Raw genomic sequence first — 23716 nt, forward strand, 5'->3', positions numbered from 1 at the left:
AGATATCGGCGAGCATGCCTTGGAGCAATCAAAGCGGCGGCGGTGGCGGCAACGGGGGAGGGCCCTGGGGCCGTGGCGGCGGCGGCAATGGAGGCGGGGGCGGCCCGTGGGGTAGCGGCGGTGGAGGCGGCGGCGGTAAAACGCCCCCCGACCTCGAAGAGATCCTCCGTCGTGGCCAGGACCGTCTGCGTGGCATCATCCCCGGCGGTTCCATGGGCGGCGGCAAGGGTGTGGCCGTGGCCGGCGGCATCGTGCTGTTCATCTGGCTCGCCACCGGCATCTACACGGTCGCGCCGCAGCAGGTCGGTATCGAGACGATCTTCGGCCGCTACACGAACACCACCGGCCAGGGGCCGCATTACAACTTTCCCTATCCGATCGGCGCGGTCACCAAGCCGAATGTCGGTCAGGTCAACAGCGTCCAGATCGGCTACCGCGCAGGCGCCGGGTCCCAATCGCGGGGCCGCGACATGCCTGAGGAAAGCCTGATGCTCACGGGCGACGAGAACATCGTCGACCTCGATTTCGAGGTGCAGTGGCGCATCAATCCGCTGAAGGCGTCGGACTTCGTCTTCAACCTCGAGAATCCCGAAGGGACGATCAAGGCAATTTCCGAGAGCGCCATGCGCGAAGTGATCGGTCGCCGGAATATCCAGGCGATCCTGACCAACGAGCAGTCCAGCGTGGCCCAGGAGGTCAAGGAGATCACCCAGAAGGCTCTCGACGAGTACGGCGCCGGTGTCCGCATCGAAGTCGTCCAGCTCGTGGCCGTCAACCCGCCGCCGGATGTTCGGCCCGCCTTCATCGATGTGAACGCGGCTCAGCAGGATGCGGAACGCGCTCAGAACGAAGCCCGCACCTATGCGAGCCGCGAGGTTCCGCAGGCTCGCGGTAAAGCCTCGCAGATCGTCCAGGCCGCGGAAGCCTACAAGACCCAGGCGACAGCGGACGCTACTGGTCAGGCGGCCCGCTTCCAGCAGGTCTACGAATCCTACAAGCTCGCACCGGCTGTCAGCCGTGAGCGCATCTTCCTCGAAACGATGGAGCGGGTCCTGGGCTCGGTCAACAAGGTCATCATCGACCAGAACGGAACCGGCGTTGCCGGTGGAGCAACGGGCGCGGGCGTCGTTCCGGTGCTTCCGCTGACCGAATTCGGCAATCGCAACACCAATACGGGGGCTGGACGATGAACAATCCCGCTCTTCGCACCGGCGTCCTCTTCCTCCTCGCAGTGCTCGCCGTCGCGCTCTATGCTTCGGTCTTCACCGTCGGACAGATGCAGCAGGCCCTGGTGATCCAGTTCGGCCGCGTGCGCACGGTCCTCAATCAGACCGGCACCGAGAAGCCGGGCCTGTACTTCAAGGTTCCGCTGATCGAGAACGTGGTGCTCTTCGACAAGCGCGTCCTCGATCTCGATCTTCCGGTTCAGACGCTTCTGACTGCCGACCGGCAGAATCTGGAAGTCGATGCGTTCGCCCGCTACCGCATCGTCGATCCGCTGCGCTTCTATCAGTCGGCGAATAACGTCCTGCGCGCCAACACGCTTCTGGCGAGCTTCACCAACTCGGCCCTGCGTAACGTGCTCGCCCGTTCGACCCGCGACGCCATCGTGCGGACCGAGCGTTCGCATCTGATGAACGTCATCCAGGGTGACGTGAACAATCAGGCGAAAGAGCTGGGCGTGGAAATCGTCGACCTGCGCATGACTCGGGTCGATCTTCCGGCGCAGAACTCGACCGCCGTCTACAAGCGGATGATCACCGAGCGTAACCGCGAGGCCGCCGATATCCGCGCGAACGGCGATCAGATCTCTGCGACCATCAAGGCGAAGGCGGACCGCGACGTCACCGTCGTCCTGTCGGAGGCCAACCAGACGGCTGAAACCCTGCGAGGCCAGGGCGAGGGCGACAGAAACCGGATTCTCGTGGAGGCTTTCGGCAAGGACCCTGATTTCTTCGCCTTCTATCGGTCGATGCAGGCTTACGAAACTGGTCTGAAGGGCCCCGAGACACGCCTCGTCATCAACCCGAACTCGGATTTCTTCCGTTATTTCAACGATCCGCAGGGGCGTGCTCCGGCAACTGCACCGCGCGCGTCGGGTTCGGCGGATGCGGCTCCGACGACCGGGACCGTCCGCTGAAACGGGCGTCCACTGACTGACCTACCCTTGATCGTCCGCTTCGGCGGACGATCTAAGCCTCGTCTCAACAAGAGGTCGACCATGATTTCCGCCGCGAGCGCCAGAACGGCGCGACGTCCCCGAGCGTTCCACCAGACGGCACGCTCGGCCTTCGCCGCCGTGTCGTTCGCCACCGCGGTGGCGTTCACGGGCCTCGCGACTCCGGCCCTGGCGAAGGGACCTGAATCCCTTGCCGATCTTGCCGAAAAGGTGACCGACGCCGTCGTCAACATCTCGGCCTCTACCACTGTGGAGTCGAAGACGCCCGGCCGGACGATGCCGCAGCTGCCTCAGGGCACACCATTCGAGGATCTCTTCGAAGAGTTCTTCAGCAAGCGTGGTCAGCGCGGTGACGGGGATTCACCGCGCCCACAATCGCGCAAGTCGAACTCCCTCGGCTCGGGATTCATCATCGACGCATCGGGCATCGTGGTAACGAACAACCACGTCATCGGAGACGCCAACGACATCCAGGTGATCCTGCACAACGGCACCAAGCTGAAAGCAGAGATCATCGGCAAGGATCCCAAGATCGATCTTGCCGTTCTGCGGGTGAAGCCAGAGGCCGACAAGCCGCTGAAAGCTGTGCCCTTCGGCGATTCAGAGAAGATGCGTCCCGGCGACTGGGTCATCGCCATCGGCAACCCGTTCGGCCTCGGCGGCTCGGTCTCGGCCGGTATCGTTTCCGCGCGGGGCCGCAACATCGAGTCCGGCCCCTACGACAACTACATTCAGACCGACGCGGCCATCAACAAGGGCAATTCCGGTGGCCCACTGTTCAACATGGATGGCGAAGTCATCGGCATCAATACGGCGATCCTGTCGCCGACGGGTGGCTCGGTCGGCATTGGATTCGCCGTTCCTTCCGCTACGGCGTCGCAGGTCATCGACCAGCTTCGTGAGTTCGGCGAGGTTCGTCGCGGCTGGCTCGGCGTGCGCATTCAGAACGTCGACGATGCCACCGCCGACGCCCTCGGCCTCAAGGGCGGTGCCAAGGGCGCGCTGATCGCAGGCGTCGATGAGAAGGGTCCCGCCAAGACGTCCGGCCTCGAAGTCGGTGACGTCATCACCAAGTTTAACGGAACGACGGTGAAATCCTCCAGCGACCTTCCCCGCATCGTCGCCTCCACGCCGGTGGGCAAGGTGGTCGAGGTCATCGTGGTCCGAAAGGGCGCCGAGACGACGAAATCCGTCACCCTCGGCCGTCTGGACGATCCCGAGAAGCCGCAACTCGCCAATGCCAAGCAGCCTGAGGCGGAGCCCGCCATCCGTCAGGCCCTCGGTCTCAACCTGTCCGGGATCACCGACGAGCTGCGCCGCCGCTTCAGCATCAAGGACAGCGTGAAGGGCGTGGTCGTCACGCGCGTCGACCCGAATTCCACCGCCGCCGACAAGCAGATCAAGCCCGGCGAGGTCATCGTGGAGGTTGGTCAGGAATCGGTCTCGTCTCCCGCCGACGTGACGAAGCGGGTGGATCAGCTGAAGAAGGAGAACCGCAAATCGGTTCTCCTCCTCGTGGCGGCCGCATCGGGTGATGTGCGCTTCGTGGCGATCGGACTGGAATAAGCGCTGTCTCCATCGAGAGCATCAGCCCATCTCGCACGCGGGATGGGCTTCGCTATGCCGTCGAGCCGGGACATTCGTCTTGTGCGACTCGCCGGCCGGCGCGTAGGCTGATCTCGACGCTATAGAGACTAGCAATTGATGACGGCGGTCGCCTTCGACACCTTGAAATTCGCCCGCTCCCTTCGCGAGAAGGCAAAGCTGTCGTCCGAACAGGCCGAGGGCCTCGCGGAAGCATTCACCGAGCTGTTTCAGGGCGACATCGCAACGAAGTCCGATATCGGATCGGTTAAAGTCGACATCGAGGCACTTCGCTTGTCGACACGAGTGGATATCGAAGCTCTTCGGCTGTCCACGAGATCAGACCTTCGCAAAGCCCTGGCTCGGCTGGAAGCCAAGATTGAAGCCACGAAGGCCGACATCATCAAGTGGATGTTCGGGACGATCGGCTTTCAGACCCTGATCATCCTCGGGGCCGTCATCGCCCTGGCACGGATCGTCCGCTGACGGCGTAGTCCTACGCGACGAACTCGTTCGCCCCGTAACCCTGCAGGTAGAGAAGCGCGGTCAGGTCGCCGTGGTCGATGCGGACATCGGCCGCCGCCGCGACCTTGGGCTTGGCTCGGAACGCCACCCCGAGCCCGGCCTCGCCGAGCATGTCGAGATCGTTCGCCCCGTCGCCCACCGCCAGCGTGTCCTCACGGTCGAGGCCGAAGCGCGAGCGCAGGGCAATGAGCGTCGCGCGCTTGGTCTCCTTGCCGACGATAGGCTCCAGCACCTCGCCGGTGAGATGGCCGTCCTTCACCCCGAGGGTGGTGGCGTGAGCCTCATCGAAACCTATCGTCGCCGAGATCGGTCCCGTGAACAGGGTGAACCCGCCGGAGACCAAGCAGGTATGCGCGCCGTTGGCCTTCAGCGTCCGGACGAGGACGCGGCCCCCCGGTGTGAGGGTGATGCGGTCCCGGATGAGATCGTCCACCACGCCGACCGGCAGATCGCGCAACAGGGCGACCCGCTCGCGCAGGGCCGGCTCGAAGGCGATCTCACCGCGCATGGCCCGCTCGGTGATAGCGGCGACGCGGTCCTTCAGGCCGATCGTGTCGGCGAGCTCGTCGATGCATTCCTGTTCGATCATGGTGGAATCCATGTCGGCCAGGAACAGGCGCTTGCGGCGGTGGGCGCCGGAGACCTGCACGGCGACGTCGAACGGTTCGGCGGCGAAGGCCGCCCGTAGCCGCCGCGCCGTTGCGGAAACCTCTTCACCGGAGCCGGGAAACAGGATCTCGGCCGCCACCTCGCCATGGAGGATGCGCGGTTGATGATCGGTCCGCAGCACGGAACGGGCTTCCGCGAGAACCGCATCGGTGATGGCGGGCCGGCTCTCGTTTGCTATCAGGGTCGCGACGAGGGTCATCGGGGAGTGTCCACGCCTTGCCGCCGGTCACGGACGGATCACACAGACAGGCGCCCCCGGCGGCGATCCTCATCGCAGGGCCTACCGCCTCGGGCAAGTCCGGCCTCGCGACGGAACTCGCGCGCCGTCACGACGGCGTCGTGGTCAACACCGATTCCATGCAGGTCTATGCCGATCTGCGACGGTTGTCGGCGCGGCCGAGCATCGAGGAGGAAGCGCTGGCGCCCCACCGCCTCTACGGGGAGGTGGATGGCGCGGTGAATTACTCCGCCGGGCACTTCGCCCGCGATGCCACGCGCCTCCTCGTCGATCTGAACGGCCGGCTTCCGATCTTCGTCGGCGGCACCGGCCTGTATTTTCGCGCCCTGGAAGAGGGTTTGTCGGACCTGCCGCCGGTCCCCGATGAGATCCGAACCGCGCTTCGCTCACGGGCCGAGGACCGGTCCACCGACCTGCTCCATGCCGACCTCGCGGAGGTCGACCCAACTGGAGCGGCGACCCTGCGCCCCACCGACCGCGCCCGGATCATGCGGGCGCTCGAAATCTTCGCCGCCACCGGAAGACCGATCTCGGCGTTTCATGGCGAGCGCGTCGCCGGGCCGCTGGCGGGCAAACGTCTGCTCAAGCTGTTCCTCGCCCCGGAACGCGAGACCCTGCGCGCCCGGATCGACCGACGTTTCGTGGCGATGATCGAGGAGGGCGCCCTCGACGAGGTCGCGGCTCTGCGGGCACGCCGCCTCGATCCGCTCCTGCCGATCATGCGCGCCCACGGCGTGCCGGGCCTCATCGCCCATCTGGACGGGACGATCCCCCTCGCCGAGGCGATCCAGCGCGGCCAGGGCGACACGAGGCGCTACGCCAAGCGGCAATTCACCTGGTTCCGCCACCAGATGGGCGAGGACTGGGCCTGGACCGATCCCGACGCGGCCCTCGCCGTGGCGACCAGCCTCATTTTTCCAGGCGGGCGATGAGGCTCGACGTGTCCCAGCGGTTGCCACCCATGGCCTGCACGTCGGCATAGAACTGGTCGACGAGGGCGGTGACCGGGAGCTTGGCGCCGTTGCGCCGGGCTTCGAGGAGGAGAATGCCCAGATCCTTGCGCATCCAGTCGACGGCGAAGCCGAAATCGAATTTTTCGGCATTCATCGTCCGGCCGCGATTCTCCATCTGCCAGGAGCCGGCCGCGCCTTTCGAGATCACGTCGAGCACCGCATCCACGTCGAGCTCGGCACGCTTGGCGAAGTGGATCGCCTCCGACAGGCCCTGGACGATGCCGGCGATGCAGATCTGGTTGACCATCTTGGTGAGCTGGCCGGAGCCCGCCGGTCCCATCAGGCGTGAGGCCTTGGCGAAGCTGAGGATCGCGGGCTCGACCTTGGCGTAGGTGGCCTCGTCCCCGCCGCACATCACGGTGAGCGCCGCGTTCTCGGCGCCGGCCTGTCCGCCGGAAACGGGAGCGTCGATGAAGCCGAGGCCGAGTTCGGACGCGGCCCGGGACAGTTCGCGGGCGACCTCGGCCGAGGCCGTGGTGTGATCGACGAAGATCGCGCCCTTCTCCATTCCGGCGAAGGCCCCGTCCTCGCCCAGTGTCACGCCGCGCAGGTCGTCGTCGTTGCCGACGCAGGCGAAGACGATCTCCTGTCCGGCAGCGGCCTCGCGCGGGGTCTTGGCGAAGGCGCCCCCATTGGCCTTAACCCAGGCTTCCGCTTTGGCGGTGGTTCGGTTGTAGACGGTGACGTCGTGGCCATTCTTTGCGAGGTGACCCGCCATCGGGCCGCCCATCACACCCAGGCCCAGGAACGCGACCTTCGCCATCATCCGTCTCCATCCGTCACTACGTTTGCGGCGGGTCTAGATTCGATGGCGGGAGGGGTCAAACGCGAGACGGTTTCAGCCGCCCGTGACGCTCATATGGCGCGGTACGGCAGCCGGTCGGGCGCGCTCGATGACGAAGTCGTGGCCCTTGGGCTTTCGCGCGATCGCATCGATCACGGCTTGAGTAACGAGGGCGTCGTCCGGTGAGGCGCGCAGGGCCTCGCGCAGGTCGGCCGCGTCTTCCTGGCCGAGACACATGTAGAGCTTCCCCGTGCAGGTCAGGCGGACACGGTTGCAGCTCTCGCAGAAATTATGGGTCAGAGGCGTGATGAAGCCGAGCCGCCCCCCGGTCTCGGCGATGCGGACATAGCGGGCAGGGCCACCGGTGCGGTCCGGCAGCGGAATCATGGTGTATCGCTGTTCGAGACGTGCCCGGGCAACAGACAGGGGCAGGAACTGGTCGGTGCGGTCACCATCCACTTCACCGAGGGGCATCACCTCGATGAGGGTCATGTCCATGCCATCGCCATGGGCCCAGGCGATCATGTCGGCGATCTCGTCTTCGTTCACGCCCTTCAGCGCCACGGCGTTGATCTTGACCTTGATCCCGGCCTTGCGGGCCTTCTCGATGCCGTCGAGCACGACCTTGAGGTCGCCGCGCCGCGTCACGGCACGGAACTTGTCCGGGTCGAGCGTGTCGAGAGACACGTTCACGCGCTTGATGCCGAGTTCGGCGAGTTCCGATGCAAAGCGACCGAGCTGCGTGCCGTTCGTCGTCATCGTCAGCTCTTCCAGGGCGCCTGTGCCCAGATGGCGCGACAGACGACGGAAGAGATGCATGATGTCGCGGCGAACGAGCGGCTCGCCGCCGGTGATCCTGAGCTTGCGCACGCCCCGGTCGATGAACACGCCACAGAGCCGGTCGAGTTCCTCCAGCGTGAGCAGGTCACGCTTGGGCAGGAACGTCATGTCATCCGACATGCAATAGACGCATCGCAGGTCGCAGCGATCGGTCACGGAGATGCGAAGATAGGTGATCGCCCGCTGGAACGGGTCTATCAAGGGCGCTTGCGCTTTCGAAGCTGCGGGTTCGGCATAGGCAACACCCATGGGAGACTCGTGGCTCTTGGCTGGGGAGATTTCTGAAGCGTGGTCGCGCGAGGAACCTAGCATTCCTGGCATATGAGGCGTTGGTGGCCAGGGAGCAAGCGCATGCCGACGCATGCCCCGTACGCTCTACACATATATTGCATCCGAGACGGTTACAGGCATGAGAGTTCCAGTATGAGCCAGCATCACGCCGATCCCCTCCCCACCGGACAGCAGGTCGCCTCACCGGAGCGGTGGCCCACCGAGATCCGCCTGTCAGGCGACAAGCGGACGCTGAACGTCTCCTTCGAGGATGGCGGCAAGTTCGCGCTGCCAGCGGAATATCTGCGCGTCTCGAGCCCCTCGGCCGAGGTTCAGGGCCATTCCCCCGCCGAGCGCAAGGTGATCGGCGGAAAGCGCGACGTGGCGATCCTCTCGGTGGAGCCGGTGGGCAATTACGCGGTGAAGCTGACCTTCGACGACATGCACGATACCGGGCTGTTCGGCTGGGGCTATCTCTACGACCTCGGCCGTGAGTACCGGAACCGGTGGGCGACGTACCTGTCCGAGCTCGAAGAGCGCGGCCTCGTGCGCGATGCCGCCCGGCGTCCGGCCACCAATCCGGCAAAGAGCGAGCCTCCGAAGAGCGAGGGAAGCTGCGGAAGCGGGTGCGGATGTCACTGACCGCCACCGCGGACCCGAACGGTATCGCGACCCCGACCCCCGCCACCAGCCGCCGCATCCTGGCGCTGGCTTTGCCGATGACGCTCGCCAACGTCACCACCCCGCTCCTCGGTTTCGTCGGGGCGGCGGTGATCGGGCGCCTCGGCGATGCCGCCCTCCTCGGCGCCATGGCACTGGGCGCGGTGGTATTCGATGCGATCTTCTGGTCCTTCGGCTCGCTTCGCATGGCGACGGCGGGGCTCACGGCTCAGGCGGCAGGTGCCCGCGACTCGGCCGAGATCGACCGGATCCTGGCCCGCTCGCTTGCGGCCGGAATCCTGGTGGGGCTCGTCATTGTCGCCGCTCAGGTGCCGATCGCGACCGGGGCCTTCGCGCTCAGCGGCGCGAGCCCGGCAGTAATCGCGGGTCTCGCGACCTATTTCCACATCCGCATCTTCGCGGCCCCATTCACGCTGGCGAACTATGCCATCCTCGGCTCGGTGCTCGGTCGTGGGCGGACCGATCTCGGACTTCTGCTTCAGGTGGCGATCAACCTCGCCAACATCGTCCTGACCCTCATCCTCGTGCTCTGGGCGGATTTCAGCGTCGCGGGAGCCGGCATGGCCACGCTCGTCGCCGAAGCCGCCGGAACCGGCATCGGGCTCGTCCTGCTGGCCCGGCTCGGCTCGCGTCCGTTCGCGGTGCCGTTCGCCGTCATTCGCGATCCCCTGGCATTGGCGCGCATGCTCAGCGTCAATGCTGACGTCATGATCCGCACCCTGCTGCTGGTCGGTGCCATCGCCCTGTTTTCCGCGCTCGGTGCGCGCTCGGGCGACGTGATCCTGGCGGCGAATGCCGTCCTGTGGAATCTCTTCCTCATCGGAGGGTTTTTCCTCGACGGGTTCGCCACCGCGGCCGAGACGCTGTGCGGGCAGGCGGTCGGCGCGCGTGACGAAGCCGGTTTCCGCCGCGCGGCCCGCCTTAGCGTGATCTGGTGCGTTGCCTTCGGCCTAGCGGTGGCGACACTGTTCCTGGCCTTCGGCGCGGCCTTCATCGATACGGTCACGACGAGCCCGGAGGTGCGCGAAACGGCGCGTGCGTATCTGGCGCCCGCCGCACTCGCACCTCTCGTTGCCTCCGTGCCGTTCGCCTTCGATGGAATCTACATCGGCTCCACGTGGACACGGGCCATGCGCAATCTGATGATCGCGGCCACCGGCGTCTACGCCGTGGCGATCGGCATCGCTCACACCGCAGGCTTCGGGAATATGGGTCTGTGGCTCTCGTTCCTGATTCTGCTGGCGGCACGCGGCGCCAGTCAGGCTCTGGCCTATCCGGGGCTCGCCCGCCGGACCTTCGATACTGCGCCTGCGGCAAGGGATGTGCGCGCGCCCTGATCGTCGGCGTCCGAGCCGGATTGCTGCCGTTCAGCTTTGATCGATACACTGATCACGTCTCACCTGCCGGGGATCGGCGCCGGTATCCATCCGCGCCGCCTCATCGGAGTCCTCCGTGCCCTATTCCACCCTCTCCGACGTCGCCCCCGCCATCGATACGTCGTCGCGCTTCGCCTCCTCGGTTCCCGACACCGTCATCGCGATTCCGGTCTATAACGAGGCCGAGCGGATCGAGGCCTGCCTGCGCGCCATCGACGCGCAGGAGGGCGTGCGTCCCGGCAGCCTCGGTCTTTATCTGTTTCTCAACAATTGCAGCGACGGCACGGGTCGGATCGTTGCCGAACTCGTGCAGGACATGTCGATCCCGGTCCGGGTCAGGATGGTGACCTTCAATGGCGCCCATGCCGGATGGGCGCGCCGCGCGGCCATGGAAGCCGCTGCCGAATGGATCGGCCCGGACGGCACCGCCGGAACGATCCTAACCTCGGATGCCGACAGCCGGGTGCCGTCGGATTGGGTTGCGCGCAACCTCGCAGCCTTGGATGCCGGGGCCGATGCCGTAGCGGGGCGCATCCAGATCGATGAGGACGAATGGGCGGCACTGCCCAAGTCGCTTCGCGCACGGGGCAAGCTCGAAGATGCCTACAGCGATCTCCTCACCGAGTTGGAAGCACGGATCGATCACGATCCGCACGATCCCTGGCCGTGCCACCGGACAACGATCGGCGCCACGCTCGCCGTCCGCCTCTCGGCCTACCGTAAGGTGGGGGGCATGCCGATGATCGCTCTCGGCGAGGACGGCGCTTTCGTAGCAGCCCTGCTGCAGCACGGGCTGCGAGTGCGGCACGCCAAGGACGTGGTCGTCACCGTTTCCGGCCGCCTGGTCGGCCGCGCGCCCGGTGGCGTCGCCGATACGATACGCGCGCGCTGCGAGGTGCCTGACAGCCTCTGCGATGCACGTATGGAGGCGGTTCCGCGCGCGCTCTACCGCTATCTGTGGCGACGCCGCCTTCGTCGGCTCCACGCCACGAGCGCCTTGGCGACCACCACGGCCTGGGCACGGAAACTGTCGGTCCCCGTTGCGGATGCCGTGCGGATCGCCAAGCAGCCTCTCGTCGGACTCGCGGTCGCCGAGATCGAGCGTGTCAGCCCCAAACTGGTCTACCGTCCGCTCGGCCCTCGGCAACTGCCCCGCCATATCCGCCTGGCGACGGTCGTCCTTACATTCCTGCGCGCTGCTTCGGCCCTGAACCGCAAACTGCCGTCCCCCGAACTGCCTGAAGCCAAGACACTGCCTGAAGCCAAGACAATGGCGGTCGATCCCGCCTCTCGCTGAGCCTCGCGCTTCGACAAAGACAACGCCTTCAGATCGGCCTGCCTGCGATCCCCAGGCCGACTTTCTCGCCTCTCACCGAAAGAATGCCTCGCTTCAAGATGGCGTCTTCGAGTTCGTCGAAGGCCTTCGTGAGATGGGTCTTGGCCGTCAGGATGGTCGAGGCGCGTGGACGAGGCTGCTCCATCATCAGGCCGACAAGGTCGTCCGTACTTTCCAGGACGATGCGGTGAAGTACGTGGATCGCAGGGTCGGGTTCGATGAACCGCATCGCACTATCTGTCCACCGCCTCAACTCGCCAGATAAATCCTCACCCACGGAAGCATAAGCTTCGATCTTCATGCGAACGTTCACGAAACTCGTCGCGATGTCTTTGTGCAGCTGCGTCATGACAACAAGATCGGTCGGGGTTGGACTTCATAGGTCGTGAGGATAGTCTCTGTTCGTCAACAAAATATGCCATGCAAAATCACGCGCAAAGTCGCACCGATCAGCCAAGATTGGTGCTGGCCAGATATCGTGCGGCGTTCATGCGAACCACACGTTGTGCCGTTGTGACGGAGAGGGCCTGGAAGGCCGCCGTCATGCCATGCATCACTTCGGGCGCCGTCTCGCGCTCCGATTGCGAGGTCATGAACAGCTTGAGGATTTTCCGGCCGAACCGTACGGAGCGGACGAGATGATGTCTCCGGCAAAGCCCCCCAGCCAGCGCATCCCATTGTTCACAGATTGGTCGCGCGTGCGTTAACGCCCGGCCGTCGCCCGCCGCGAACCGACCATCCGGCGTGGGATGAGCCGCAACGGTATCGAAGGTGCCTTAGAAAATTCCCGATGATGGGTGATTCCCGCCATCGGGCTGAAAAACCGACGCCAGCCCTGTCCGTCACGGTAAGGTGGGGCGAACGCCCTGGCTTCCTGTCGGTGCAACACATTGGAAGTATTCTGATATATGGTTTTTCTCAAGAACCGGCTTTGCTTCCGACGATCGCTGGGCTACGCGCTAGCGACAATGCGCAAGATCACTCACTCCGCACTGATTTCCGCCTCCATGCTGGCCTTCGCGGCCCTGGGCACCGGCTTCGCCTCGGCCAAGGAGACGCCGATCGGCCCTCCCATGCTCAAGGACGGGCTGGAAGTAACGGCGGTCTATCTTCAGCCGATCGAGATGGACCCGCCGGACATGATGCGCGCCGCCGCGCAATCCGACATCCACCTCGAAGCCGACATCCGCGCGGCCAAGGACAACCGCAACGGCTTTGCCGAGGGCGATTGGCTTCCCTCCCTCGACGTGAGCTTTGAACTGACGAAGCTGGAGGGCGAGGCCGCCACGGGTCCGAAGGTGAGCGGCTCGCTGATGCCGATGGTCGCCAATGACGGCCCGCATTACGGCGACAACGTCAAGCTGAGCGGCCCCGGCCGCTACCGGCTCAAGCTCACGGTGGCGCCTCCCGGCAAGAACCAGCATTTCGGCCGCCACGTGGACAAGGAGACCGGCGTGGCCGAATGGTTCAAGCCTTTCGACCTGATCCAGGACTTCACCTTCGCCGGCACCGGCAAGAAGGGCGCGTATTGAGCACCGTGATGCAGCACGTCCGCAGCCTTGCACTCGCCTGCGCCCTCATGGCAGCCGGCATCGGCTTTGCATCGGCCAATGACATGCCGGTGATCAAGGTCGAGATGAAGAACGGCGTGATCATCCCCGAGATCATCGAGGTGCCGGCTAATACCCGCTTCAAGCTGGAGATCACCAATACCGGCACCTCGCCGGTGGAGTTCGAGAGCATGGAACTGAAGCGCGAGAAGGCCCTGGCCGCCGGCTCGACCTCGGGAATCGTGTTCCGCACCCTCGACCCCGGCACCTACGACGTGTTCGACGACTTCCACCCAGAAGCCAAAGCCAAGCTGGTGGCGAAGTAGCCCGATGGCGGCGAGCGTCTCGACGGACCTGCGTGAAGCCTGGATCGACCAGCGCCTCGCGGAACTCGGCCATTGGCTCCAGCGCCACGGCGGGATCATCCGCAGCGTGCAATGGGCTGTGGTCGCGGTCTATCTCATCCTCGTGGCCGTGCCGGCGTTCCTGCCCCTGCCGGACCGGACCGCCCATCTCTGGAACAACCTGACCGTCCTCGCGCAGTTCGCGTTCTGGGGCATCTGGTGGCCCTTCGTCCTCGTGAGCATGGTCCTCGTCGGCCGGGCCTGGTGCGGGGTGCTGTGCCCAGAGGGCACGCTCACGGAATTCGCCAGCCGCTGGAGCCTCGGCCGTGCGGTGCCGCGCTGGATCACTTGGGGCGGATGGCCCTTCATCGCGTTCGCCGGAACCACGGTCTACGGCCAGATGGTCAGCGTCTACGGCTACCCGAAGCCGGTGCTCGCCGTCCTCGGCGGCTCGACGGTGGCGGCGATCGCGGTGGGCCTCGTCTATGGCCGCAACAAGCGCGTCTGGTGCCGCTATCTCTGCCCCGTGAACGGGGTCTTCGCGGTGCTGGCCAAGCTCGCGCCAGTGAGCTTCCAGGTCGACCGCCCCGCCTGGGCCGCCTCCGACAAGCCGCAGGGCTCGACCTTCAATTGCGCGCCCCTGGTGCCAGTGAAGACCATGCGCGGGGCCGGCTCCTGCCATATGTGCGGGCGCTGCAGCGGCTATCGCGGCGCGGTCCGCCTCGCCCGGCGCTCCCCCGCCTACGAGATCGTCCACGTGGCCGGCACCGAACCGAGCCTCGAACAGACGATCCTGATCCTGTTCGGCATGATGGGCCTCGCGGCCGGTGCCTTCCAATGGTCGTCGAGCCCCTGGTTCATCGACGCCAAGCAATGGCTCGCCACCTGGTTCATCGAACACGGGATGGTCTGGCCGCTGGAGACCACCCTGCCGTGGTTCGTGCTCACCAACTACCCCGAGCACAACGACGTCATGACCCTGCTCGATGGCGGCCTGCTGCTGGCCTATATCGGCGCCGCGACGATCATCCTCGGATTCGGCCTCTCCGCCCTCGTGGCCCTCGGCACTCGCTTTCTCGGCCCCTGGTCGTCGTCGCGTTTCCACCACCTAACGCAGACGCTGATCCCCATCGCGGGATGTGGCGTTTTCCTCGGCCTCTCGGCCCTCACCGTCACCTTCCTGCGCGGGGAGGGGCTCCCCCTTCCCTACGTCGCCGAGATGCGGGCCGGGCTGCTCATCGGCGCGAGCCTGTGGAGCGCGTGGCTCGCCTGGCAGGTGGCGGGGCTCACCACCGGCGGATGGCGCCGGGCGGGCGCGACGGCCTGTATCGCCGCTGCCGCCTCCCTGTCGGTTTCCGGCTGGGTGCTTCTGTTCTGGATCTGGTAGGGCGCTCACACAGCCCGCCCGCGACATCGAAGGAAATCTCCGCATGATCGGAGCATTCGTCATCGCCTTCCGCGAGGTCATCGAGGCCGGCCTCATCATCGGCATCGTGCTGGCGGCCACGCGCGGCATCACCGGGCGCGGCCGCTGGATCGGCCTCGGCGTGGTCGGCGGGCTTGCCGGCGCCTGCCTCGTGGCGCTCTTTGCCGAAGCGATCTCCGACGCGTTCGAGGGCGCGGGTCAGGACATCCTCAACGCCGCCGTCCTCGCCACCGCCGTCGTCATGCTGATCTGGCACAACACCTGGATGAGCCGCCACGGGCGCGAACTCGCGGGCGAATTGAAGGCCGCCGGAGAATCCGTGCGCCGGGGCGAGACCACATCCGCCGCTCTGGCCTTCGTCGTCGGCGCGGCGATCCTGCGCGAGGGCGCGGAGCTCGTCCTGTTCCTCTACGGCCTCGTCGCCTCGGGCACGTCCGGCCCCGACCTGCAGATCGGGGCGCTGGCCGGGGTGGGCGCCGGGATTCTTATGTCGGCGGTGAGCTATTTCGGCTTGGCCGCGATCCCGACCCGCTACGTCTTCTCGGTCACCAGCGCGCTCATCATCTTCCTCGCCGCCGGCCTCGCCGCGCAGGCGGCGCAGTTCCTCACCAATGCCGGGCTCGTCACCGTGCTCGACCGGCCGCTCTGGAACACCGCCAACATCCTGTCTGAGGGCAGCATGGTCGGCCGCGTGCTCCACGCCCTCGTCGGCTATACCGACCGCCCGACGGGGCTGCAGGTCATCGTCTATCTCGGCACGATCCTGGTCATGGTCGCCCTCATGCAATGGTCGTCGGCGGACAAGCGTCGGCGGACACTGCGGACGGCGTGAAGCGGAGACACAGGCCGTGCATGTGACTCACGATTCGGCGGCCCCGGCGGCCGCCCCGATCAGCTTCGACGAGTTCCTCGCCGTCGACATCCGGATCGGCACGGTGGTCTCCGCCGAGCCTTTCCCCGAAGCGCGCAAGCCTGCGATCAAGCTCGTCATCGATTTCGGTCCGGCCATCGGCGCCAAGCGCTCCAGCGCCCAGATCACCGAACATTACCGGCCGGAGGATCTGGTCGGCCGGCAGGTCGCCGCGGTGGTGAACTTCCCCCCGCGCCAGATCGGCAAGTTCCTCTCGGAGGTCCTGACGCTGGGCTTCGCCGATACGAACGGTGCCGTCGTACTGTTCCGCCCCGACCATGCCGTGCCGGACGGAAGCCGCCTGTTCTGAATGTAGACTCACCGCCGGCGGGGAGCGGTCGCTATCCAGGCGTCCACTCGCGCGGCCATCCCGGCCGGATCTCCGCTGAGCGCGAGGATCTTCTGCCTCGAGGTTTCGCCCGCCGCGATCCGGATCTCGGACCGTCGCAGTGACAGGGCCTCCGCCAAGGCAGCGATAAGAGCCGTATTGGCGGCGCCCTCCACCGGCGGCGCGGCGACCCGCATCTGTACCCAGACACGTCCATCGGCGGTCTCGACCAGCCCGTCGAGGCCCGTTCGGCTCGCACGTGGCGTCAGACGCACGGCGAGCCGAATTCCCTCCGAAGTCAGGGTATAGGGACACGCCTCGGTCATGGCAGGGCCGAGGCGTGGCAACGGCTCTCCGCCGACGGCAAGATTCTTCCAATTAGCCGCAACACCAGACCCCTTCCTCAGTGCGATCCCGGCGCGAGGCAAAAGCGGAGCATCGGCGAAAGTCTTCTCTTCAGCTCTTTCCCGCGAGACCCATGCGGCGGTCTTCGGCACGCATGGCCGCTTGTCAATCGCGCGTCATTGGCGCGCATTTTATATCCGGAGGGCTGTCGCGGCAGCCGTGTTGCACTAAGCTGCACCGCATCGCCACTGGAATGCGTTCATGTCCGATCTTCGCCTGCGCCGCAGCGTCCTTTACATGCCCGGCTCGAACCAGAGAGCCCTCGACAAGGCGAAGACGCTGCAGGCGGACGCTCTGATCCTGGACCTCGAAGACGCGGTCGGGCCGGACGAGAAGGAATTGGCCCGGGATCAGGTCTGCGCGGCCGTGAAGGGTGGCGGGTATGGTAGCCGCGAGCTCGTGATCCGCGTCAATGCTCCCCAGACTCCCTGGGGCGAGGCGGATTTGAAGGCCGCGATCCAGGCCTGTCCCGACGCCATCCTGATGCCGAAAGTGTCCTCGCCGGCGGTTCTCGAGAGCATCGCCAACCATCTCGAAGCACTCGACGCCCCCGAGAGCATCGATGTCTGGGCGATGATCGAGACACCGGCGGCGATCCTCAACATCCAGGAGATCGCCAAGGCCCGGCGCGACCGGCGCACCCGGCTCACCTGCTTCGTCCTCGGGACGAACGATCTTGCGAAGGACACCTGGGCCCAGCTCGTGCCGGGCCGGGTGCCGATGCTGCCCTGGATGATGTTCACCCTCGCCGCCGCCCGCGCCGAAGGACTCACCATCCTCGACGGCGTGTGGAACGATATCGGCGATGTGGAGGGCTGCCGCACGGAGTGCCGGCAGGCGCGCGACCTCGGGTTCGACGGCAAGACGCTGATCCATCCGAACCAGCTCGAACCGGCCAACACCTCCTTCGCCCCGACCGAGGAAGAAGTGCGCCGCGCTACCCTGGTGATCGACGCCTTCGACAAACCGGAGAATGCGAAGCGGGGTGCCATCAAGGTAGAGGGTCGCATGTACGAGCGCCAACATATCAGCATGGCGCGCCGCGCGGTGAACTGGTCGGAATCTATTGCCGCCAAAGGGTATTGAGGGCGGGCCTGCGTCGCGAAGGCTCGGCCGGGCGGGGAACAAGGCGTGGTGAAGCGGGCTTTCCCGCTCATCCCGCCTCACCCCGGTCCTTCGCCGTCGCGTTACCGCCCACGGACGGGTCGGGATGGTTCGGGCAGATCGGGTGAGGTCGGCACCGGAGGGCGCCACCGCCTTCCGCCGACGTCTTGCCCAAGGATTCTTGCCCCTCATGAGCCCGATCCTCGAACCCTTCACCCTCGGCGACCTCACCCTCAAGAACCGCGTCGTCATGGCTCCGTTGACCCGGAGCCGGTCCTCCGACGAGGGCATCCCCCCGGATTTCGCGGTCGATTACTACGCCCAGCGGGCCAATGCCGGTCTCATCATCTCGGAGGCGACCAACATCTCGCCCCAGGCGGTCGGCTACGCCCTGACGCCGGGCATCTGGACCGATGCGCAGGTGGAGGGATGGAAGCCCGTCACTGCGGCGGTTCACGCCAACGAGGGCCGCATCTTCCTGCAGCTCTGGCATACGGGGCGCATCTCGCATCCCGACGTGCAGCCGAACGGCCAGTCGCCGGTGGCGCCCTCGGCCCTGAAGCCCGAGGGTATGGCTTTCACCAAATCCGGCATGAAGCCGCATGAGACGCCCCGTGCGCTAGAGACGGACGAGATCCCGGGCATCGTCGAGGATTATCGCAAGGCCGCCGAGAATGCGAAGCGCGCAGGGTTCGACGGTGTCGAGATCCATTCGGCCAACAATTACCTGCTCGAACAATTCGTGCGCGATTCCACCAACAAGCGGACCGACCAGTATGGCGGCTCCATCGAGAACCGCCTGCGCTTTCCCCTCGCCGTGGTGAAGGCGGTCACGGAGGTCTGGGGCGGCAAGCGCGTCGGCATCCGTCTTTCGCCCGCCACCACGGAGCCGGGCAAGACGCCCCTCGACAGCGATCCGAAGGGAACGTTCGGCGCCTATATCGACGCGCTGAACGCGTTCGATCTGCTCTACGTCCACACGATCGAGGGCGTGACACAACAGACCCGCGACGTGCCGGACGAGGTCGATTTCGGGCAGATCCGCGAGCGTTTCCAGGGCGCCTATATCGGCAACAACCAATACACGCTCGAACTTGCCGAAAAAGATCTCGCCGAAGGGAGAGCGGACCTCTTCAGCTTCGGCCGGCCCTATATCGCCAACCCCGATCTCGTGGAGCGTCTCCGCATCGGCGCGCCGCTGGCAGAAGCACCAAAAGCCTATTGGTATGGAGGGGGAGCCAACGGCTATTCCGATTGGCCGGGCATGAACGGCCCCGTCGCGTTCCGGCGCTGAGGCTTTGTCCCGAAAGGCGGGCCTCAGCCCTTCGGTGAGGGCGGGGGCTCGCTGGCCTTGGCCTCGACCTGCGCGCCATCGGCGTTGGCCGGTTGGGGCACGGACACTTCCGGGTAGCGCTTACGATACTCTTTGAGGAAGGCCTGCAGCGTATCCGCTTTGGTGGCTTTCTGCGCGATATCCCGGAAGGCCTGGCTCCGCACGGCATTCGGCTGGGTGAGCAAGGCGAAGGTGCGCGCGTCCATGCTGTCGGCCATGGGGCCGGCGAATTTCGCCCGCAGGCGCTCGAGCCCGAGCACCTCGTTCGACAAGCCGTAGGCAATGGCGGCGCGGATGATGTCGGAGCGCATGGCATCGTCGAGAGGTTTGCGCATGCGCCATGCCTCGCCGACCATGGCCTCATGCGCCTCGCCGGCCTCGCGCCAGCGGCGACCAACCCAGAGAATGTCGGCACGCAGCCGGTCCGCGTCGGGGCCTGACTCCGCTTCGATGGTCTCCAATGCCAGATCCGTGCGTGACAGGTCGGACAGGGCGCGGGCGCGGATGAGGGCGCGGGCGCGGCGCAGATCCTCGGGAAGTTCGGGCTGGTATGTGGCGTCGATGACCTGAAGCGCCTGAAGGGGCTTCTCGTCCATCATCCTGATGGTCGCCAGCCGCGCAGCGACGCTGGCGCGGGCCGGCCCGGACAGCCGGTGATCGACCTGATGTTGGAGAAGTTCACCGGCTGAATCGAGGAGATCGAGTTCGACCAGCTTGTCCGCGAGGCGGCGCACGATCTCGTCGCCACGGCGGCCGATCGGGGCGAAATCCTTGAAGTCGAAATACAGCGCCAGCGCCTCCACGCCGGACATCTTCGCGCCCTTCTCCGTCAGGAAGAGGTCATCGAACAATTCCTGAGCGCTGTCGTGGAGTTCACGGCTGATCGGCGATCCCGGCGCCAGCGCATCCGCCTTGCGTGACGCGGCAAAGGCCTGCCGCCAGCGCCCGGCTTCCATGTTGAGCTTGGCGAGCGCTGCGATCGTCCTCTGCTCGATCTCGTCGCCATGCCAGGTGAGGAGGAGGGTTTCCAGCCGCTCGATCGCCTCAGCCACCGGCATCTTGTCGAGGGCATGGGCCAGGATCGCGGCGCGAAGGGTCGCCACCGCCGCGATGGGCCGGTCCGCCGTATCCGAGAGCCGCGTGTAGGTGTCGAGGGCAGCACTGGTCTGACCCGTCACCTCGTCGATGCGTGCGCGCAGGAAGGCGAGCCTGTCGGTGACGGAGCGATCCGCCGCGCGCGCCAGCGCCGTCGTGATCTGCCGACCCGCAGCGGCCCAGTCGCCGTTCTCGATGGCAGCCTCCGCTGCCGCCGCGCGAAGCAGTCCCTGCAAGTCGTCAGGATAGCGCTCGATGATGCCGGCCGTATCGCGAAAGGCTGTATCGGCGGCCGGCCAACGACCCGCCATCGCATCGAGGTAGCCTTTCCAAAGCCGTGCTTCCGGGTCCGCCCGGAGGAACTCGTTCTCCAGCGCCTTTCGCGCATCGGCGTAGCGCGCCATCTGGATGTTTGCCACGGCGGTGAGGATGGCGAGTTCGCGTTGTCCGGCCAGAACCGGATCTTCGCTGGCCGCCACCTGAAGGACACCGAGGGCTTCCACGTCGAGCCCGTTGGCGAGCATACCCCTCGCGAGGATCAGTCGCAGCGGTCCACGCGCCGGCCGTGGGGCATCCACCACGTCGTTCAGTTGCTGGCGCAGGTTCTCGCCGATATTGCCGCTCCTCGCCGCATCCCAGGGCGTGCGCTCTATGGCGAGATCGCTCACGGCGGTGAGGGCCGGCTCGGCAGGACGCGCGACGCCGGAAACCGACATGCCGCCCTCGCGGCCGATCACGACGCCGTCCATATCCGGCCGCACCAGCAGGTCATCGGCTTTCGCAAGGACGGCGACGCCCTGACGACTGGGCAGCAGCTCGAAATCCACGAACGCCTGGCGTTTGGGGATCCCGGCGGGCTTGGGCCCATAACCGGTCACGACACCGATCCGCTCGCCGTTCCGCTCGATCCATGTCGCTCCGCCCGGATGCGGCAGGCGTATACCGATGCCGATCCGGCCGCTGGCTTCCGGGTTGCGGATCGCCGAAAGCGGTTCGCTTGCCGACAGATTCTCACCGGCGACGAGTTCCCACCCGGTCGGTGCGTCGGCATCGCCAATCGGAACGAGATCGAGAAGGCGCTCGCGGGGAACCCTGAAACTCAGAACGATGAAGGCACCCTGCCGCCGGGGCTGGCTGACGGTCTCGAAGACCGGATCGCCAGCGGGCACGACGACGGTTTCGGCGGTCTCGAAGACGAGGGTAGCGATGCCTGCGCGTTCGAACAAAGCCGCCGCCGGCTGTCGGCTGAACGGGAAGGCGAAGCCTGGGCCGGCTGGCCGCAGGATGATGGTTCTCTGCGGGGCCGTCACCTGCGGGGCACCCGCCTGCTTCTGCATCGTCGCGGTGAGCGGCGAGGCGGGTTTCGACGCAGGTTCGGCCTTCGCATCCGCGGCCTTGCCGTCGGTGGAGGACTTACTGTCAGGGGAGGGTTTGCCATCGACGGGCACGGCCTTGGCGTCCGATGGCACAGCTTTGCGGAGAATATCCAGCGTGACGCCGTCATCGTCCCGTCCGGTCCGGATCTCGTAGCCGGCGGCGGGACTCACCATGAGACGGGCGCCGTCCGCGTCGTTCTCGACCGTCAGAGCCTCGATGGCAGGCTTCGTCCGTCCGCGGGGAGCGCCGTCATCGATGCGCCAGGCCCCGGGAATCGTCAGCCGTGTTCCCGATCCGGTCTCGTCGAAGCGAGCGACCGTATCCGGCGGGAGCCGCAAGCTGAGGCGCGTCAGCGTCGGGAGACGCGAGAGTTCGAGGGCGAGTCGCCTCGGTTCCACGATGGGCGTGGCCGCCTTCATGGCGGCTTCTGCCAATTGCGCCCGGCGGACGAGGTCGGCCACGATCTCCGGTGGCAGGGGAGGGGGAAGCCCGGACCAATCCTCAGGTAGTAGATCGATGAAGACGTGCTCGCCCGCCGCCTGGACGTTCAGGCGATACGGCTTCTGCAAGGCGATACGCATGCCGGTCCCGTCAGGGTCCCGCCGCACCATCGAGACGAATTCGGGAATATCGCTGACGATCTTTTCCGGCGCGGGAGTGGTGGGCTCGCCGAAATTCACCAGGAGGACGAGGCCGGACATCCTGGCCTTCACCGGAACCGCCGAATTGAAGGTCATGGCGATTCGGGCGTAGCGCCCGACCTGATTGGCCTTCACCGTCAGGAGCCGCGCGGCTTCCGCCTCGCTGGCCCAGACGAACGTCCCCGCCACGATCGAGGTCGCCATGAAGCCGGCCATGAGGTGGCGCCGACGTCTCGCGATTCCGGCCCCCATTCCCATTGCAGTTTACGCCACACCCGGTTGCGCGGAGAGCCGAAGACAAGCCGCCGCGAAACGATACACCGTCGGTGACTCTCCCCCTTCGAGGCTAACGCCCGCCTAACGGCCGCCTGGCGCGCTGTCTCAAAACTGCGCGTCGCTCGAGCGATACTGGCGGGTGCATTCTTTCGAAGCGCGCTATCGTCGGATCCGCGCTATCTCGCCCTCCGAACAAACAAAAAGCCCCACTCGGCTTTCGCCAAGCGGGGCAGTGTTCAGAAGGACATTCCTTGGGAGGAATGATCCTTCATATCATGTGAGATCCCACATTTACCACATCGACCCCAAACATCTCCCCGGCTTTCGAAGCTGGGCTACCCTGACGCTCGAGCATATGTCGGCGTTGCCCAGGGCGGACGGGACAGATCCGGTCGATGATGGGCCTTACAGACCGCCGTTTCCGCCGCTGCCACCGCCAGCGCTTCCGCCCCCGGACCGGCGTGAAGGCTGGCTGGAATTGCCGCCCGCCGCCGAGCTATCGCGACCGCTGCGGCCACCAGTATTGTTCGACATGCTGGGGGTGCCAAGGCCGCGCTTCGAGTAGCGCGAGCGCGCATCGGCGGACGTCGTCATCTGAGCGAGCGCGAGAGAGGAAACGGCGAGCGCACAGAATGTGATGGCTAAGGTCTTCATAGGTGCTCCTGCGAATGCCCGGAGGTAACGCGGGAGCGAGCGGAAATATCCATACTGGACAACGGAGATCGCGATAGTAAAAGCCCCGCCCGGCATAGGCCAGACGGGGCGAAGTCGTCATATCCCCCTCGGGGCCGAGGGTATGGGTTAGACGCTTCACGGCACCGGAATCATCCCGGAAAGACGGCGACTGCGCAGATGTCGCACCTCCCCGGCGCGTTACCGCCCTAGATGACGCAGGCTATCGATGGGTTCGGTAACCGATGTGGTATTTGTACGGCCTCGTACTGCTCGCTGGCGTCGCGAACGCTGTGCAGGCGGGACAGAACGGTGCATTGGCGAAAAGCTTCGGCGGCTCGCTGAGTGCGGGCCTCGTCGTGGCAGCGGGAACGGCCACTTGCGTGCTTCTCGTAGGGCTTGCATCGGGCAAGCTCACGCTGCCGACCACGGCTCAGGTCCTCGAGGCCCCCTGGTGGGCATGGTTCGGCGGAGTGCTGGGCGGCGGCATCGTTGTCGCGCAGCTTATGGTGGCGCGTCAGATCGGGGCGGCTCCCTTCCTCGGCATGCTCGTGACGGCGGGCGTCGTCGCTTCGATCATGCTCGATCATTTCGGATGGGTCGGCTTCGAACGCCATCCGGCGACCCTGTGGCGCATCGTCGGCGGCCTACTGATGATCGGAGGCGTAGCCCTGGTGGCAAGCTCCTAGCCCATCGGGCCGAACCCTTACAGCGCCGCCCGTCTCCCGCCGGGCCGGTCACTCTCACATTTCGTCCTCAG

23 protein-coding genes are annotated in these 23716 nt (G+C 66.0%); 16 read left to right on the forward strand and 7 right to left on the reverse strand.

The window, feature by feature from the left end:
• Window positions 1-14: 14 nt before the first annotated feature.
• The 4 genes from hflK to RQI43_RS08315 all read left to right on the forward strand — a co-directional run bounded on the left by hflK (window position 15) and on the right by RQI43_RS08315 (window position 4249).
• Window positions 15-1190, forward strand: coding sequence for an FtsH protease activity modulator HflK (gene hflK, locus RQI43_RS08300; RefSeq protein ID WP_056424630.1), 1176 nt, complete (start codon window positions 15-17; stop codon window positions 1188-1190).
• Entirely contained in the window at window positions 1187-2140 is a 954-nt protein-coding gene (locus RQI43_RS08305) for a protease modulator HflC (protein WP_311274852.1), read from the forward strand. The genes hflK and RQI43_RS08305 overlap by 4 nt, the downstream gene beginning before the upstream one ends.
• An 81-nt stretch (window positions 2141-2221) precedes the next feature.
• Window positions 2222-3745: a DegQ family serine endoprotease gene (locus RQI43_RS08310; protein ID WP_311274853.1), complete on the forward strand. Its 1524-nt coding sequence runs from the start codon at window positions 2222-2224 to the stop codon at window positions 3743-3745.
• Window positions 3746-3883: 138 nt separating this feature from the next.
• The gene (locus RQI43_RS08315; RefSeq protein WP_311274854.1) at window positions 3884-4249 is read left to right on the forward strand and encodes a DUF1640 domain-containing protein; all 366 of its coding nucleotides are present in this window, start codon (window positions 3884-3886) and stop codon (window positions 4247-4249) included.
• Window positions 4250-4259: 10 nt separating this feature from the next.
• Here RQI43_RS08315 and serB read toward each other — a convergent pair whose 3' ends face one another.
• Window positions 4260-5156, reverse strand: coding sequence for a phosphoserine phosphatase SerB (gene serB, locus RQI43_RS08320; protein WP_311274855.1), 897 nt, complete (start codon window positions 5154-5156; stop codon window positions 4260-4262).
• Between the two features lie 17 nt (window positions 5157-5173).
• Here serB and miaA point away from each other — a divergent pair, with 17 nt between their 5' ends.
• Entirely contained in the window at window positions 5174-6127 is a 954-nt protein-coding gene (gene miaA / locus RQI43_RS08325; RefSeq protein WP_311274856.1) for a tRNA (adenosine(37)-N6)-dimethylallyltransferase MiaA, read from the forward strand.
• Here miaA and RQI43_RS08330 read toward each other — a convergent pair.
• Together RQI43_RS08330 and moaA are read right to left on the reverse strand one after the other, a co-directional pair.
• The gene (locus RQI43_RS08330) at window positions 6105-6971 is read right to left on the reverse strand and encodes an NAD(P)-dependent oxidoreductase (protein WP_311274979.1); all 867 of its coding nucleotides are present in this window, start codon (window positions 6969-6971) and stop codon (window positions 6105-6107) included. The two genes, miaA and RQI43_RS08330, sit on opposite strands and share 23 nt — an antisense overlap.
• A gap of 75 nt (window positions 6972-7046) precedes the next feature.
• On the reverse strand, window positions 7047-8081 hold the full coding sequence (gene moaA, locus RQI43_RS08335) for a GTP 3',8-cyclase MoaA (RefSeq protein ID WP_311274857.1): 1035 nt from the start codon (window positions 8079-8081) through the stop codon (window positions 7047-7049).
• Between the two features lie 174 nt (window positions 8082-8255).
• On the opposite strand from moaA, the gene RQI43_RS08340 reads away from it, so the two are divergent.
• The 3 genes from RQI43_RS08340 to RQI43_RS08350 all read left to right on the forward strand — a co-directional run bounded on the left by RQI43_RS08340 (window position 8256) and on the right by RQI43_RS08350 (window position 11456).
• Window positions 8256-8744, forward strand: coding sequence for a DUF971 domain-containing protein (locus RQI43_RS08340; protein ID WP_311274858.1), 489 nt, complete (start codon window positions 8256-8258; stop codon window positions 8742-8744).
• Entirely contained in the window at window positions 8735-10120 is a 1386-nt protein-coding gene (locus tag RQI43_RS08345) for an MATE family efflux transporter (RefSeq protein ID WP_311274859.1), read from the forward strand. Before RQI43_RS08340 ends, RQI43_RS08345 begins: the two co-directional genes overlap by 10 nt.
• 115 nt (window positions 10121-10235) lie before the next feature.
• Window positions 10236-11456 (forward strand): glycosyltransferase, encoded by a 1221-nt coding sequence (locus tag RQI43_RS08350; protein WP_405030578.1) that lies wholly within the window; start codon window positions 10236-10238, stop codon window positions 11454-11456.
• 28 nt (window positions 11457-11484) lie between these two features.
• On the opposite strand, the gene RQI43_RS08355 is transcribed toward RQI43_RS08350, so the two are convergent.
• The gene (locus RQI43_RS08355) at window positions 11485-11796 is read right to left on the reverse strand and encodes a hypothetical protein (protein WP_311274860.1); all 312 of its coding nucleotides are present in this window, start codon (window positions 11794-11796) and stop codon (window positions 11485-11487) included.
• A gap of 148 nt (window positions 11797-11944) precedes the next feature.
• Window positions 11945-12088: a hypothetical protein gene (locus tag RQI43_RS08360; RefSeq protein ID WP_311274861.1), complete on the reverse strand. Its 144-nt coding sequence runs from the start codon at window positions 12086-12088 to the stop codon at window positions 11945-11947.
• A 375-nt stretch (window positions 12089-12463) separates the two neighbouring features.
• Here RQI43_RS08360 and RQI43_RS08365 point away from each other — a divergent pair, with 375 nt between their 5' ends.
• Genes RQI43_RS08365 through RQI43_RS08385 form a run of 5 tightly spaced genes read left to right on the forward strand, consistent with a single transcriptional unit; the run spans window position 12464 to window position 16035 of the window.
• Entirely contained in the window at window positions 12464-13027 is a 564-nt protein-coding gene (locus RQI43_RS08365; RefSeq protein ID WP_405030579.1) for an iron transporter, read from the forward strand.
• Between the two features lie 8 nt (window positions 13028-13035).
• Window positions 13036-13371: a cupredoxin domain-containing protein gene (locus RQI43_RS08370; protein ID WP_311274862.1), complete on the forward strand. Its 336-nt coding sequence runs from the start codon at window positions 13036-13038 to the stop codon at window positions 13369-13371.
• 4 nt (window positions 13372-13375) lie between these two features.
• Complete coding sequence (locus tag RQI43_RS08375) at window positions 13376-14776, forward strand: 4Fe-4S binding protein (protein WP_311274863.1); 1401 nt, start codon at window positions 13376-13378, stop codon at window positions 14774-14776.
• A gap of 43 nt (window positions 14777-14819) precedes the next feature.
• Entirely contained in the window at window positions 14820-15647 is an 828-nt protein-coding gene (locus RQI43_RS08380) for an FTR1 family protein (protein ID WP_311274864.1), read from the forward strand.
• A 16-nt stretch (window positions 15648-15663) separates the two neighbouring features.
• Window positions 15664-16035, forward strand: a complete 372-nt coding sequence (locus RQI43_RS08385) for a tRNA-binding protein (protein ID WP_311274865.1) — start codon at window positions 15664-15666, stop codon at window positions 16033-16035.
• 8 nt (window positions 16036-16043) lie between these two features.
• On the opposite strand, the gene RQI43_RS08390 is transcribed toward RQI43_RS08385, so the two are convergent.
• Window positions 16044-16379, reverse strand: coding sequence for a DUF167 family protein (locus tag RQI43_RS08390; RefSeq protein WP_311274982.1), 336 nt, complete (start codon window positions 16377-16379; stop codon window positions 16044-16046).
• A gap of 280 nt (window positions 16380-16659) precedes the next feature.
• Between RQI43_RS08390 and RQI43_RS08395 the strand changes: the two genes are divergently transcribed.
• Entirely contained in the window at window positions 16660-17544 is an 885-nt protein-coding gene (locus RQI43_RS08395) for a CoA ester lyase (RefSeq protein WP_311274866.1), read from the forward strand.
• Between the two features lie 208 nt (window positions 17545-17752).
• Complete coding sequence (locus RQI43_RS08400; RefSeq protein WP_311274867.1) at window positions 17753-18856, forward strand: alkene reductase; 1104 nt, start codon at window positions 17753-17755, stop codon at window positions 18854-18856.
• A gap of 23 nt (window positions 18857-18879) precedes the next feature.
• Here RQI43_RS08400 and RQI43_RS08405 read toward each other — a convergent pair whose 3' ends face one another.
• Window positions 18880-22224 carry a hypothetical protein gene (locus tag RQI43_RS08405; RefSeq protein ID WP_311274868.1) on the reverse strand — a complete coding sequence of 1115 codons (3345 nt, stop codon included), beginning with the start codon at window positions 22222-22224 and terminating at the stop codon, window positions 18880-18882.
• Between the two features lie 977 nt (window positions 22225-23201).
• On the opposite strand from RQI43_RS08405, the gene RQI43_RS08410 reads away from it, so the two are divergent.
• A complete protein-coding gene (locus RQI43_RS08410) occupies window positions 23202-23645 on the forward strand; it encodes a DMT family transporter (protein ID WP_056424691.1) in 444 nt (147 codons plus the stop codon).
• Window positions 23646-23716: the final 71 nt, after the last annotated feature.

The sequence above is a fragment of the Methylobacterium sp. WCS2018Hpa-22 genome, from assembly GCF_031843785.1.
Classification (GTDB): Bacteria; Pseudomonadota; Alphaproteobacteria; order Rhizobiales; family Beijerinckiaceae; genus Methylobacterium.